This is a genomic window from Synechococcus sp. GFB01, from assembly GCF_001039265.1.
Taxonomy (GTDB): domain Bacteria; phylum Cyanobacteriota; class Cyanobacteriia; order PCC-6307; family Cyanobiaceae; genus NIES-981.
On the sequence record NZ_LFEK01000026.1, the window covers coordinates 14,148 to 28,198 of the forward strand.

The 14,051-nt window shown below is 68.4% G+C and carries 8 protein-coding genes and 1 pseudogene; 7 read left to right on the forward strand and 2 right to left on the reverse strand.

What is annotated here, in order from left to right; all coding sequences use genetic code 11:
- Positions 1-263: 263 nt before the first annotated feature.
- The gene (locus tag SYNGFB01_RS12420; protein WP_152669532.1) at positions 264-2,450 is read right to left on the reverse strand and encodes a CHAT domain-containing protein; all 2,187 of its coding nucleotides are present in this window, start codon (positions 2,448-2,450) and stop codon (positions 264-266) included.
- A gap of 84 nt (positions 2,451-2,534) precedes the next feature.
- Here SYNGFB01_RS12420 and SYNGFB01_RS14130 point away from each other — a divergent pair, with 84 nt between their 5' ends.
- A complete protein-coding gene (locus SYNGFB01_RS14130) occupies positions 2,535-2,861 on the forward strand; it encodes a hypothetical protein (RefSeq protein WP_152669533.1) in 327 nt (108 codons plus the stop codon).
- A gap of 1,307 nt (positions 2,862-4,168) precedes the next feature.
- Positions 4,169-5,866: a ShlB/FhaC/HecB family hemolysin secretion/activation protein gene (locus SYNGFB01_RS04680; RefSeq protein ID WP_048017139.1), complete on the forward strand. Its 1,698-nt coding sequence runs from the start codon at positions 4,169-4,171 to the stop codon at positions 5,864-5,866.
- Positions 5,867-5,878: 12 nt separating this feature from the next.
- On the opposite strand, the gene alaS is transcribed toward SYNGFB01_RS04680, so the two are convergent.
- Positions 5,879-8,569, reverse strand: coding sequence for an alanine--tRNA ligase (gene alaS / locus SYNGFB01_RS04685; protein WP_048017140.1), 2,691 nt, complete (start codon positions 8,567-8,569; stop codon positions 5,879-5,881).
- A 68-nt stretch (positions 8,570-8,637) separates the two neighbouring features.
- Here alaS and SYNGFB01_RS04690 point away from each other — a divergent pair, with 68 nt between their 5' ends.
- The 5 genes and pseudogenes from SYNGFB01_RS04690 to SYNGFB01_RS04710 form a co-directional block, all read left to right on the forward strand.
- On the forward strand, positions 8,638-9,084 hold the full coding sequence (locus SYNGFB01_RS04690; protein WP_235299927.1) for a hypothetical protein: 447 nt from the start codon (positions 8,638-8,640) through the stop codon (positions 9,082-9,084).
- Positions 9,081-12,177, forward strand: a pseudogene (locus SYNGFB01_RS04695) (SNF2-related protein). The gene SYNGFB01_RS04690 and the pseudogene SYNGFB01_RS04695 overlap by 4 nt, the downstream one beginning before the upstream one ends.
- A gap of 4 nt (positions 12,178-12,181) precedes the next feature.
- Positions 12,182-13,156, forward strand: a complete 975-nt coding sequence (locus tag SYNGFB01_RS04700) for an SWIM zinc finger family protein (RefSeq protein WP_048017141.1) — start codon at positions 12,182-12,184, stop codon at positions 13,154-13,156.
- Positions 13,153-13,659: an MEKHLA domain-containing protein gene (locus SYNGFB01_RS04705; RefSeq protein ID WP_048017142.1), complete on the forward strand. Its 507-nt coding sequence runs from the start codon at positions 13,153-13,155 to the stop codon at positions 13,657-13,659. Before SYNGFB01_RS04700 ends, SYNGFB01_RS04705 begins: the two co-directional genes overlap by 4 nt.
- A 70-nt stretch (positions 13,660-13,729) precedes the next feature.
- The coding region (locus SYNGFB01_RS04710; protein ID WP_152669534.1) for an MBL fold metallo-hydrolase at positions 13,730-14,051 on the forward strand (322 nt) is incomplete at its 3' end.

The window sequence follows — 14,051 nt, forward strand, 5'->3', positions numbered from 1 at the left end:
CTGCAGCGGTCGCGGCTGGGCTGACGGGCCCTCCAGGAGACCGAGCAGCGAAGAATCACCCGGGGCGAAGACACTGGATCGAGGCACCAGGTGCACGATCAGCCGGGCACTGCACTCGCCGCGGGTTCCCCCGCCCACCAGCCGACCGGGGAAGGAAGCGCGCGGATTGGTCTGCGCCCAGGCCTGAGCGCTCAGGGCCAGGCCGAGGGAGCAGCCCAGCGCGAGCCGCAATGAAATGGTGTGCCGACGAAGGCTCATGGCAGTTACCAGGGAGTGCCGAGCAAGGTGATGCCGGCCCAGAAGAAAGGATGGCTCAGACCCGAGCGGATGCGTTGCTGCTCGGCGGTGGTGAGGTTGACCAGCAGAGGCGTGCCATCGGCTGCCACCACCCGGTTGCCCTCCAGCCGGATCCTGCCGCGGATCAGATCCAGCCGGGTGGCCTGGAGGGCATCGGCCTTGGGATAGCCCTGATCGAGGTAGCGGTAGAGCTGAAGGAACACCGCGGAGGTGGCCACATCATCCACGTACCAGAGCGTACCGATGGCGCTGCGGGAGCCGGCCTGAAGAGCCAGACCGGCAAAGCCGAGCTCGGTGTCGCTGTCGCCCACGGCCGTGCGGCAGGCGCTGAGGCTGAACAGCTCCAGAGGATCGCCCTCGCGTTGATCACGCATGCGGGCGAATTCAGCCAGTGAGACAGGCCCCGCTCCGGTGTAGACCCTGGCCTGCTGCGGACCACCCGGCAGGAACTCGGCATGGGTGGCCACGTGCACACGGTCGTAACGGGCATCGGCGGCCTGCTCGAGGAGCACCCGCGGCGTGAAGCGCTGATTGAGAAAGGCGTCGGCCGAACGCTGCGCCACCAGCCCGTCGATCTCCTGGGGCACCAGGGGCAGCGGAGCAAGGCCCTGGAAGCTGGATGCTCCGGCTGCGAGCAACCGGGAGAGCTCGGCCTTGGGAGGGTTCAGACAGGTGAACCGCAGTGAGGGGGTGAGGGTCAGGGCATAACGCTCCCCGAAGGCCTGGCTGCCGTCGTGGAGAGCGGCGAAGGGCACGGCCTGCAGGCCACGGTCGGTGGCGATCAGGATGCTCGTCACGCCCTGCTCTCTGAGTTCCGCCTCGATCGGTGCGATCAGAGCGGCATGAAGCTGCCGAACCGGAGCCTCGGGATCCGCAGGGTCGATCGCATCCCGTCGGGCGATCTGCTGATAGAAGTCACGCAGCAGGGTGCGGAAGCGATCCAGGGAGAGCTGCACGCGCCGCGGTACCGACTCGCCGCTGGGGGTGATCAGGGTGAGATCGAGAAAGGCGCGTCGGCCCGCGGCGGCATCGGCGGAGGTTGCACGGTCTTCGGTGAAGGCGAGGCTGAGGATGGCCGGCTGATAGGTCTTGAACCGTCCTGCGGCCCTGCCGCGAATCGCCTGCCGCGCTGCTTCCAGCCGTGCCCGGAGTTCCTGGGTGGAGAGCTGCTGGGGAGCGCAGGCCGGCCGCTCCACATCCGGCAGCAGTGCGTTGAGGTCCTGAACCCTCCTGTCTTCGGCTGCACCGAGCAGAGCCAGGGATGGATCCGTGGAGAGGTTGTCGACCCCGATGATCAGCGGCGCATCAGCACCCCCGGAATCGCCCCCAGGCAGCAAATTCAGAGCGAGATCGGAGAACTGGAGATTGTCGAGCAGGTCGATCGTGCCGGAACCATCGGGATCCGGCTCCTCGTAGGCCAGCGCCGGCCCGGACGACCAGGGGGGAATGACGGGCTGGTTGAGTTCATTTACCACCGCCAGCTCCAGGCCCGGATCGGGCTGTGGAGCGGGCCCGGGTCCTGGAGGTGGTGCTGGCCCTGGACCAGCACCGGGGCCTGGGCCAGGAGGCAGGCTTGGAGCTGGATCGGGACCTGGATCCGGGCCTGGAGGGGTCGGCTCTGGGCCTGGAGCAGGACCGGGGCCTGGACCTGGTGGCTGCGGGGGTTCCGGAGTGGGTGCCAGGCCGGCGAAGGCAAACTGGATCGAACCCAGCTGCAATTCGCCCAGAATCCCGTCCTCGAGCACAGCCCTGGCATTGAGGGCGTTGATGTCGACCCCGACCAGATTGGCCGAATTGGCATCGATCAGCACCAGCGGATCTCCTCCGGCTGGGGGCGGATTCAGCGGGTCAGCGAGGCGGATCTGAAACAGANGGCCCTGGCCGAGGAAGGTGGCGGTGGTGACACCGCTGAAGACGATCTGATCCGAGATCCCCAGGCCGTTGAGGGCGCCGAGATCAAACTCCAGGAGAGCGCCATCCTCAACCTGCCAGTTCAGGTCGGTGAAGGTGAGGCCACCGATGGAACCCACGCCATCACCTGCACCCGGAGACACGATGCTGCCGGCCTGCTGGTTCAGAACCCCGATCGTGGAGCCATTGAAGGAGCCAGTGATGGTGCCGTTGCCCGAGAGGCGGGAGCCGGGCTGAAGCAAGAACCGGGAGTCCAGACATCCATCGGGGCAATAATAGAAATCAAGCTCGCCCCCCTGAGACACTTCAATGGATCCCGAGCTGACATGCTCTGGGCCATCCAGAACGAGCCGTCCCTGATCAACAATCAACGATCCCCTGTTATCAAGCCCTCCATTCAAATTGATCTGACCCTGGGCCTGGGTCTGGGTGGTGACAACGGCCCCGACTGCCACTTGAATGGAGGAATTGGCCGTGATCCAGCTGAAATCGGAACCACGCAGGGCTATCTCATCAGCCAGCACGACATCGCCGTCAGCTGTGACTCGGAAGTCCCCAAGCACTGCACTGAGTCCAGAAACCACGAGGGGAGATCCAAAGAAGTCGGGATTCTCGACACTGCCGATCACAAGAGGATCCGTGGGATTGAATGATATGGCGATCGATCCTTGGAGCGATTCTGAAGCGATCTTTCCTGCAGATCCAATCTGCAGATCTTGATTCCCCCAACTGCTCAGCAGGATCTCACCCGTGCCCGCCCGGAGAGACCCCGGTTGAAAACCCGGTTCATCATTGGAAATCGCGCCCAAAACACTCTGGAGCGTGATCCGGCCACCACCAGAATTCAGCCCACCGTTGGCACTCCTAGGGGCTGAAAACAGCAAGATATCATCATTCGCAAGAATATTGATGTCTCCACCGTCTGTCTCGAGAAGACCGGTGAGGGTGAAGTTGCCTTCGGTTTTCGCCCAGAAGTCCGCCCCACCGGTTGTGATCGGCCCTGTGCCGGAGAGGGAGATGTTGCCAGCCTGAGCGTCGAGCAGCACGGCTTCCGGTAACAAGCTTGGGTCCACGGAAAGCAGACCGCTGGAAATCAGGATATTGCCATTGACGGCACCGGCATTCGTGAAGAAGCCTTGGGGGTTGCCATTCAGCTGAGCAGCCTGGGCAGGTGTCGTCAAGGCATCAAACACCCGCCCTCCTGGGAACTGCAGACTGCTGGCCGTACTGAGCTGCAGGTTGAGCACATTGCTGAACGAACCATTACCGCTAATTGTGATCCCGCCAGGCGAGAGCCAGTAGAGGTTCCCGGCGGCCTGGAGCTCGACCGGAACGGTGATGAAGGTGCCCACTCCTGAGGTCACCGCCACAAAGACAGAGCCAAAGGCACCGTTCTGAAAGCTGACCCCAGTAATCGGCCCGCCATCACAGGCGGTGCACCGAGTATCGAATCCAAAAAAGCGATGGAAAAGATTATTGGGTCCGGCAGTTGTTCCACCAGTAACGGTACATCCACCGCTCGTGCAACTGCCGGTGCCGTTGTTGACCACGGTGCCCAGCGATGAATCCGGGGTGATCTGAGCCAGGGCAGGGGGCACGGCCAACACAACAGCCGCCACAAGCGCCCTGAGCGCCAGAGTCCCGAACTGCAGGCTCTCACGCAGAGGGCGACGGAATCTCAAGCGGCCAGGGCAAGGCTGGGCATGCATCAACACCGGCAACTCCCTGAACGCTGCTGTCGGTTTCCTCTCTGAGAATAGCCCGGATATGACTCTGCAATGGATCGAAGGTCCAGCATCGACTCCGAGCCTCCGATCAGCCCAGCCCAGGGGTCCTCAAAATCGATAAGCCACACCACAAGATGTTTCCTGCACTGCCAGTTGACAAAGCAGGCCAGGCAGCCCTGATCCGTCGAATCGTTCATCCGAACATCCACCTGTGATTGCCACCGGCCCCGGGAATGTCGATGCTGCTGCTCGCCCAGCTGGTGGCCCCCCCGCTGCAACAGGGCCCCATCCGACTCCCGGAGCGCCGGCCCGCACTGGAACGACCGGCACCCTCCAGGGAGGCTGACGAGAAGCCTCCTCTGGAGATCACGCCGGAGAGCACCGGCGAGCCAACCCCGGAGCTTCAACCGGTCCCGGAAGCGCCGGCCCCTGCCTTGCCCCTCAGCGCCCTGCCGGCCACGGAGGGACTCACGATCTACAGCGCTGACAGGCTACGCACGATCCTGGCCCGCTGCAGCGCGATCAGCGATCCGGCCGAGCGGCTGAATGCGTGCGCCGCTGCACTCACAGCCCAGTTGGTGAGCGATGGCTACGTGAACAGCCGCGTGTTCGTGGAACCCAGCCCCGCTCCCNGGCGCCTGCTGGTGGTGGAAGGGCGGCTGGTGGAGCTGCGGGTGAGCGGCAACGACGCCTGGCTGAACCGCCGCGTCGCCCGTCTGATGCGATCCCTCCAGGGCACGGTGCTGCATCTGCCCAGCCTCGAGCGCCAGCTGCAGCTACTGCGCCGGGTGCCTGGAGTGAAACAGGTGCGCGGCAACCTCTCCCGCCTCGGCAGCGATCCCACCCAGGCCACCCTCACCGTGGCCCTCGAAGGCGGCGCTCCCCGCTGGCAGGGCGACCTCTCCCTCCGCAACGACGGCAACAGCGGCTCCGGCGAGGCCCGGACCGTGGCCAGCCTGCTCAAACCCGGCGCCCTCACCTCCGGCGACACCCTGCTGCTCTACGGCGAACTCAACGGCAACGATGAGCCCGATCTGGGTCTGGCGATCGGATCGATCACCTACAACCTGCCGCTGGGTGACGCGGTGAACTTCACCACGGCTCTGGGCTGGAGCCGGCGCAATCTGATCGAAGTCCCGGGCCCGGAGTTCTCGAACAACCAGTTCCAGGCCCTGGGTCAGGTGGAGTGGGTGTTCTCCGAAAGCCTCACGCAGCGCTGGAGCGCCTTCGTGGGCCTCAGCGGGACCACCAGCGAGAACCTGATCGATGGCGATCCCTTCCCCTCGTTTCTCCCCGAGATCATCCGCGAACCCAGAACCGGCTACCTGCGCCTGGGCCTCAGTGGCAGTGGCCAGGGCGTGGGTGTGGGCTGGGGCGGCTCGGCCTACCTGCTGGCCGGCGCGGCGGGGCTGATGCCCAGCGATCAGCGCCGGGAATGGGAGCAGGCCGGCATCGATCCTGCCGAGGCCACGGCGATCGGAGGCCTGGTCTCGGCAGCCTGGGCCTTCGCACCCCGCTGGCAGCTCAACGGCCGCCTGGCCGGCCAATGGGCCTTCAATCCCCTGCTGCCCTCGATGCAGTTCAGCCTCNGCTCCGATGTGGGCCTGCGCGGTCTTCCCGCCCAGCTGATCAGCGGCGACAGCGGCTGGCTGGCGGTGACCGAGGCCTCCTGGACCTTCTGGCAGAACCGCCGCAATGCCCTGCAGCTGGTGCCCTTCATCGGCGCCGGCGGCGTGCGCAGCAAGCTGAACGGCTTCAGCTTCAGCGACACGCTGGGCTCCGGTGGCCTCCTGCTGCGTTGGCTGGCCGGCGACCACTGGACCTTCGAGCTGGGCTGGGCGCAGCAGTTCTCCACCGAAACCCTGGATGGCCCGTGGAATGACTGGGTGCTCGACGACGGTCTCTACGCCAAGGTGCAGTTCCGCTTCTGAGCGTGGGCGAACTCAGCCCGCCAGCTGGCGCTGCAGCTCCTGCCGAGCCACCGCCAGAGCCCCATCCAGAGCCGCGCCGTCACGCCCACCGGCCTGGGCCAGGTTGGGCCGTCCGCCACCACCGCCGCCGCAGGCCTTGGCCACCCCGCCGATGAAAGCCCCCGCCTTGGGGCCAGCGCTGATCACGGCCGATCCGAAGGCTGCCACCAGGATCACCCGGGTGAGATCCGTCGGATCCGGCAGACCGCCCAGCACCACCGCAGCTCTCTCACCCAGCCGATCCGCCAACCCCTGCGCGGCGGCCTGCAGGCCGGCACCATCCAGGCCATCGAGCCGGGCCACCAGCAGCTGAAACGGCTCGCCAGCGGCCGCCGGGACCACCGCCTCCGCCTGGGCCGCCAGGGCCGCCGCCCGGGCCACCGCCAGTTCGCTGCGGGCCGCCGCCAGCGCCTTCTGGGTGGTCTTGAGCTCATCGGCCAGGGCCGTCACCCGTTCCACGATCTCGCCGGGCTGGGCCTTGAAGCGCTCGGCCANGGGCCTGACCACCGCCTCACGCTCATTGAGGTAGGCCAGCACCGCCGGTCCGGCCACCGCCTCGATGCGGCGGATGCCGGCGGCCACGCCGCTCTCGCTCACGATCTTGAACACGCCGATCTCGGCCGTGTTGGTCACATGGGTGCCGCCGCACAGCTCCATCGACACGCCGGGCACATCCACCACCCTCACCACATCGGCGTACTTCTCGCCGAACATCGCCACCGCGCCGGCAGAGCGGGCCTGCTCGAGTGCCATCTCCCGCACCTCGAGGCTGTGGGCCTCGCTGATCCAGCCGTTGATCAGGGCCTCGATCTGCTCCAGCTCGGCCGGCGTCACCGGGCGGGGGCAGTGGAAGTCGAAGCGCAGGCGATCGAAATCCACCAGCGAGCCGGCCTGGCCGATGCCCGGATCCACCACCTGCTTGAGAGCCGCCTGCAGCAGGTGGGTGGCCGTGTGGTTGGCCTGGGCGCGGCGGCGGCAGGCCGCATCCACCCGTGCCGTGAGCAGATCGCCGACGGCGATCTGGCCTCGTTCCACCCGACCGCTGTGCACGAACACCGAACGGTTGCGGCTGACAGCCTCGATCGTCACGATCACGCCGGCATCCACGCTGGTCTGGTCGCCGCCGCCCAGCAGCACCCCCCGGTCACCCACCTGACCGCCGCCTTCGCCGTAGAAGGGCGTGGTGTCGAGCACAAGCTGCACGCTGTCGCCGGCGGCGGCCTGGGTGGCGGGCTCGCCGTTCACCACCAGGGCCAGCACGCAGCTGGGGTGCTCCAGCGCCTCGTAGCCCTTGAAGGCGGTGGCCTCGGCGGCGGCGGCCACCTGGTCAATGGCCTCCTGCAGGGTGAGGTCGATGCTCACCGCCGCGGCCTTGGCCCGCTGGCGCTGCTGCTCCATCGCTGCCTCGAAACCGGCCACATCCACCCGGAGACCATGTTCCTCGGCGATCTCCTCGGTGAGCTCCAGCGGGAAGCCATAGGTGTCGTAGAGCTCGAAGGCCTGCTCACCACTGATCTGCTGCGGCTTGGCGGCGAGCACATCGGCCAGCAGCTTTTCGCCCCGCTCCAGGGTTTCCAGGAAGCGGGCCTCCTCACGCCGCAGCTCCGCCAGGATCACCTCGCGGCGCTCGTCGAGCTGCGGGTAGGCGTTCCGCATCAGCGCGATCGAGGCCTCGCCCAACGCCTCGAGGAAGGGCTTGTCGATGCCGAGGAGGCGTCCATGGCGCACGACTCTGCGCAGGAGACGACGCAGGATGTAACCGCGACCGAGGTTCGACGCCGTCACCCCGTCGCTGATCAGCTGGGTGATGGCGCGGCTATGGTCGCCGATCACCTTCAACGATGTCCTGCCCCTGTCATCGAGGGATCGGTAGTCGACACCGGCCAGGCCCGCCGCGGTCTCGATCAGCGGGTAGATCAGGTCGGTCTCGTAGTTGTTGGCCGCCCCCTGCAGGATCTGGGCCATGCGCTCCAGGCCGGTGTCGATGCTGCGGCTGGCCAGCGGCGTGAGGGTGCCCTCGGCGTCGCGGTTGTACTGCATGAACACCAGGTTGTAGAACTCGATGAAGCGGCTGTCATCCTCCAGGTCGATGCCGTCGTCAGCGAGCTCGGGCCTGAAGTCGTAGTAGATCTCCGAGCAGGGGCCGCACGGGCCGGTGGGCCCCGAGGCCCAGAAGTTGTCGGCCTCATCCATGCGGATGATCCGCCTGGGGTTCACCCCCACCACGTCGCGCCAGATCGCCTCGGCCTCGTCGTCGTCGCGAAACACGCTCACCACCAGGTTGCGCGGCGACAGCCCGAACACGCCGGTGCTCAGTTCCCAGGCCCACTGGATCGCCTGCTCCTTGAAGTAGTCGCCGAAGGAGAAGTTGCCGAGCATCTCGAAGAACGTGTGATGCCGCGCCGTGCGGCCCACGTTCTCGATGTCGTTGGTGCGGATGCACTTCTGGGCGCTGGTGGCCCGCGGCGCCGGCCTCGGCGACTGCCCCAGGAACACCGGCTTGAACGGCAGCATGCCGGCGATCGTGAGCAGCACCGTGGGGTCGTCGGGCACCAGCGAGGCGCTGGCCATGTGCCGGTGGCCGCGCTGCTCGAAGAAGTCGAGGAAGGCCGCGCGGATCTGGTCGCCGCTCCAGGAACGACCGGTGCGCGGGGTGGCGGCCATGGCGGGGCAGACAAATCCTGAACCAGGCATGATCGCCCAGCACAGGCCCGCTGCCACCCAGCANCACCGTGAGTCCGGCCGACCCTCCTGGCATCCCAGCCCACACCGATCGGGCCCGCCTGCGGCTGCGCTCGCTCGGCTGGGCCCTGGGCGCCGGTGGCGCGGCCCTGGCTCTGGGTCTGGTGCTGGGTGGCCTGGAGGCGGGTCTGCGGGCCGGCGGCTGCGGCTTCTTCTACGGCCTGCTGGCCTTCCACCTGCAGCGGGTCGACCCGGATGACAGCCACCTTCAGGCCGGCCTGGTGGGAGCCGTGTGCGGCATCCGCAGCCTCGGCAGCGCCAGCCTCGAAGCCTGGCCCGTGGATCAACCCTGGCCCGCGGCCCTGGCCAGGGTCGCGCCACCTGTGATGATGGAGCTGTTGCAGGCATGGCTGCCGCTGATCGGCGCCGCCCTGCTGCTGCACACCCTCCTGCACACGGCGCACCTTCTGGCCCCAAGGCCACACCCGCCTTCATGAGCCTGCTGCATGCCACCTGGCACACCTCCCCCGCCGTGGTGGGTGGTTGCGGGTTGCTGCTCTGGGCCGACACCTGGCGGGTGGCGGCGCCGGTCACGCCGGGCTTCGAGGCCCCCGAGCACCCTCTGGCCCTCAACGAAGATGAAGTGGCCACCTGGCTCGACGACCACGGCTTCTGGTCGGAAGCGGTGCGCCAGGCCCGCGCCAGCCTCACCCTGCCCAGCCGACCGGTGCTGGCCAGGGGTCAGAAGGCCAGCGACGCCGAGGCCTGGAGCGGCCTGCCGCTCCAGGCCGGGGAGCCCCTGCCCAGGGAGATCCTCTGGTGGCCGTGGCAGGTGGAAGGCTGGATCCTGCGGCCCGCCGCCGCCGCCGAGTGGCTCAGCCTGCTGCCCCTCTCCGGCTTCGCCGCGGCCGGTCTGGGCGACGACCTGCGCTGGTGGGCCCATCTGCAGCGCTGGTGCCTGAGCCTGATCGCCCGGGGCCGCTGGCTCCCCGATGCCGCCGGCGGCGAGGCCCGCTGGCGCCCCCTGCTCAACCGGGAGGACGACCGCCGCCGGCTCGAGGAGCTGGCCAGCCGCCTGCCCCAGGTGGTGGCCGCCGCCAGCGACGGTGCGGCACTCTCCTGCCGCCGACCCCGCTCCAACCGCCTGTTCGTGGTCGACCTGGTGGAGAGGCTTCTGGACGGCCAGCTGCGCGCCGCCTTCCAGCCTGACGGCCAGGGCCTCGACCCGCTGCTGGCGGCCTGGGAGCAGGGGCTGGCCAGCCGCGACGGCCAGATCCAGCTCGAGGAGGAGGAGCGCGAGCGTCTGGCGATCGCCAGCCACCACTGGCGCGAGGGGGTGGCCGGCAGCGTCGCCCCGGCCCGCGCCTGCCTGGAGCTGTTCACCCCGCCCGAGGGCGAGGAGCTGTGGGAGCTGAAGTTCAGCCTGCAGGCCGAGGCGGACCCCAGCCTGCGATCCCCGGCCGGGGTGGTGTGGGCCGCCGGCGACAACCACCTGGCCCTGGGCGAGGTGCGGGTGGAGCAGCCCGGCGCCTGCTGCTGGAGGGGCTGGGCCGCGCCCTCACCGTGTTCGAGCCGATCGAGCGGGGTCTCGATGCCGCCACGCCGGAGGCGATGCAGCTCACCCCGGCCGAGGCTTTCGTGCTGGTGCGCACCGCCGCCGCCCGCCTGCGCGATGTGGGTGTCGGCGTGGTGCTGCCCGCCAGCCTCTCGGGAGGGCTGGCCAGCCGCCTGGGCCTGGCGATCACCGCCGAGCTGCCGGAACGGTCGCGGGGCTTCACCCTCGGCGAAAGCCTCGACTGGCACTGGGAGTTCATGATCGGCGGCGTCACCCTCAACCTGCGCGACCTGGAGCGGCTGCAGACCAAGCGCAGCCCGCTGGTGCAGCACAAGGGGGTGTGGATCGAGCTGCGGCCGCTGGATCTCAAGAACGCCGAGAAGTTCTGCTCGGCCGAGCCCCCCTTCAGCCTCGACGACGCCCTGCGCATCACCGGCAACGAGGGCGAGACGCTGCAGCGTCTGCCGGTGCACGCCTTCACGGCCGGGCCGCGCCTGCAGGCGGTGCTGGAGCAATACCACCAGCAGAAGGCTCCCGATCCGCTGCCGGCCCCGCCGGGCTTCGCCGGCCAGCTGCGGCCCTACCAGGAGCGGGGTCTGGGCTGGCTGGCCTTCCTGCACCGCTTCGATCAGGGTGCCTGCCTGGCCGACGACATGGGTCTGGGCAAAACGATCCAGCTGCTGGCTTTCCTGCAGCACCTCAGGGCCGAACAGGAGCTCAAGCGGCCTGTGCTGCTGGTGGCTCCCACCTCGGTGCTGACCAACTGGAAGCGGGAGGCGGCCGCCTTCACCCCCGAGCTGGTGGTGCGGGAGCACTACGGCCCGCGCCGTCCGGCCACCCCTGAAGCCCTCAGGAAGGCGCTCAAGGGCGTCGATCTGGTGCTCACCAGCTACGGCCTGCTGCAGCGCGACAGCGAACTGCTGGAGACGATCGACTGGCAGGGCATGGTGATCGACGAGGCCCAGGCGATCAAGAACCACACCGCCAAGCAGTCGATGGCGGCACGGGATCTGGGCCGCCCCGGCAAGACCAGCCGCTTCCGGATCGCCCTCACCGGCACGCCCGTGGAGAACCGGGTGAGCGAGCTGTGGGCCCTGATGGATTTCCTCAATCCCAGGGTGCTCGGGGATGAGCCGTTCTTCCGCCAGCGCTACCGCCTGCCGATCGAGCGCTACGGCGACATGGCTTCGCTGCGCGACCTCAGGCCCGGGTAGGCCCGTTCATCCTGCGCCGGCTCAAGACCGACAAATCGATCATCTCCGACCTGCCCGAGAAGCTGGAGCTCAACGAGTGGGTGGGCCTGGCCCCCGAACAGAGGAAGCTTTACAACAAAACCGTCGAGGAAAGCCTCGATGCGATCGCGCGGGCGCCCCTGGGGCAGAAGCACGGCCAGGTGCTGGCGCTGCTCACCCGCCTCAAACAGATCTGCAACCACCCGGCCCTGGCGCTCAAGCAGGATCCCGATCCTGCCGATGCCGGCTTCTTCCGGGAGTTCGCCGCCCGCAGCGCCAAGGTGCAGCGGCTCGAGGAGATCCTCGAGGAGGTGATCGAAGCGGGCGATCGGGCCCTGCTGTTCACCCAGTTCGCCGAGTGGGGCCACCTGCTCAAGGCCCACCTGGAACAGAAGTGGCTCCAGGAGGTGCCCTTCCTCTACGGCAACACCAGCAAGGCCGAACGCCAGGCGATGGTGGATCGCTTCCAGGAGGACCCGCGCGGCCCGCAGCTGTTCCTGCTTTCACTGAAGGCCGGAGGCGTGGGCCTCAACCTCACCAGAGCGAGCCATGTGTTCCACATCGACCGCTGGTGGAACCCGGCCGTGGAGAACCAGGCCACAGACCGGGCCTACCGCATCGGTCAGCAGAACCGGGTACTGGTGCACAAGTTCATCACCAGCGGCTCGGTGGAGGAGCGCATCGACCGGATGATCAAGGAGAAGTCGAAGCTGGCCGAAGACATCGTGGGCTCCGGGGAAGACTGGCTGGGCGGCTTCGACGTGAACCAGCTCAAGGACCTGGTGACCCTGAGCGAGGACTGACGCCATGACCCACACACCGGCCGCCGCCATCACCACCCAGCTNGGCGACCAGGGCCTCAGCCAGCAACCCTGGTGGGTGGAGCAGTGGATGGAGCTGATCAACGGCTACCGCTTCAAGAAACGGCTGGAGCGGGCCTGGGCCTATGCGCGCGAGGGCAACGTGCTCTCGATCCGCTTCGAGGGGCGCCGCGTCCACGCCCGCGTGCAGGGCAGCGGCGAGGACCCCTACAAGGTGAAGCTCTGGCTCGACGTGCTCAGTGACGACGACTGGAACTACGTGCTGGAGGCGCTCGGCCAGAAGGCGCGCTGGTCGGCCCAGCTGCTGGCCGGCGTGATGCCGCAGGACATCGAGCGCGCCTTCGCCGCCAGCGGCCGGCGCCTCTTCCCCTTCAAGCTGCAGGAGGTGCGCAGCGAGTGCACCTGCCCCGACAAGGTCAATCCCTGCAAGCACGTGAGCGCCGTCTTCTACCTGATGGGCGAGCGCTTCAGCGAAGACCCCTTCGTGCTGTTCCAGCTGCGCGGCCGCACCCGCACCCAGCTGCTCAGCGAACTGGCCTTNNGNCGCCGCCGCCAGCTGCTGGCCCGACAGGCGAAGGAGGCCCGAGCCGCCCGGCAGGGGGATGCTGCAGCCGATCAGGCCTNCCAGTCGGCCGCCGACCAGGCCCCGTTANNCNCCCCCGCAGCCATCAGGGATCCGGGCCGCTGGTGGCGCTACGACGCGGCGCTCGATCCGGCACTCGTGGTGATCACCCCGGCCATGGAGGGAGAGACGGGCCTGGATCAGGCCGGCCCCCTGCCCCTGGCCGAGGACGCCCGCTTCCCGGAGGCCAACCGCCTCTTCCTCGAGCACCTGCGCGAGCACGGCCAGCGCACCTCGGCCCAGGCCCTGGCCATCGCCATGGGCAACGGCAGCGCCGAAGCCGACGGGGCCGCCGAGCCGGCTGGGGGTCAGGCTGGGGGGCCGGGTCGGCGCCCATGACCGAGGCCCCCTGGCTGACGCCGGAGGCGCTGACGATCGTCACCCGGATCGCAGGCTCCTATCGGCGGGCTTTCGGGCGGCCCCTCCTGACCGCCCACATGGAGACCAGCGAGCCGCGACTGCTGGCCCAGGAGCTGTTCGCCGCGCCCACCGTGGTGCTGGCCCACGACGGCGCCGACCCGGCGGGCGACCCGGGCCCACGGCTGATCTACGCCAACTGCGCCGCCCTGCGGCTCTGGCGGCGTCCCTGGCACGCCATGGTCGGAATGCCGTCGCGGCTCACCGCCGAACCAACAGAGCGGGCCGACCGCGCCCGGGCCCTCACGAGCCTGCGCCAGAGGCATGCCATCGGCGATTACAGCGGCATCCGTATCGACAGCCAGGGCCGCCGCTTCCGGATCCGCGGCGCTCGCGTCTGGACCCTCTGGAGCGAGCCGGACGCGGGCGACGGCGGTCAGTCCTGCGGCCAGGCCGCCGCCTTCGGCGACTGGTGGTGGCTCTGAGGCGGCTCGGCGGCGCCGACCAGGCCAGGGGACGCTCTCCCTACAGTTCGGCGAGACGCCTGGTGTGCCAATGGGATCTGCCGTGACCCTGGATGCAGCTGTGAGCAGCCACCCTCGCCTGAGCCTGCAGTGCGAGGCGATCGCCGCCGACACCACCACGATCCGCTCGCTCGACTGGGACCGCAGCCGCTTCGACATCGAGTTCGGCCTGCGCAACGGCACGACCTACAACAGCTTCCTGGTGCGGGGTGAGCGCACGGCGCTGATCGACACCAGCCACCTCAAGTTCGAGGACACCTGGCTGCCGCTGCTGCAGGAGCAGATCGATCCGAAGGACATCGATCATCTGATCGTCAGCCACACCGAGCCGGATCACTCCGGCCTGATCGGGC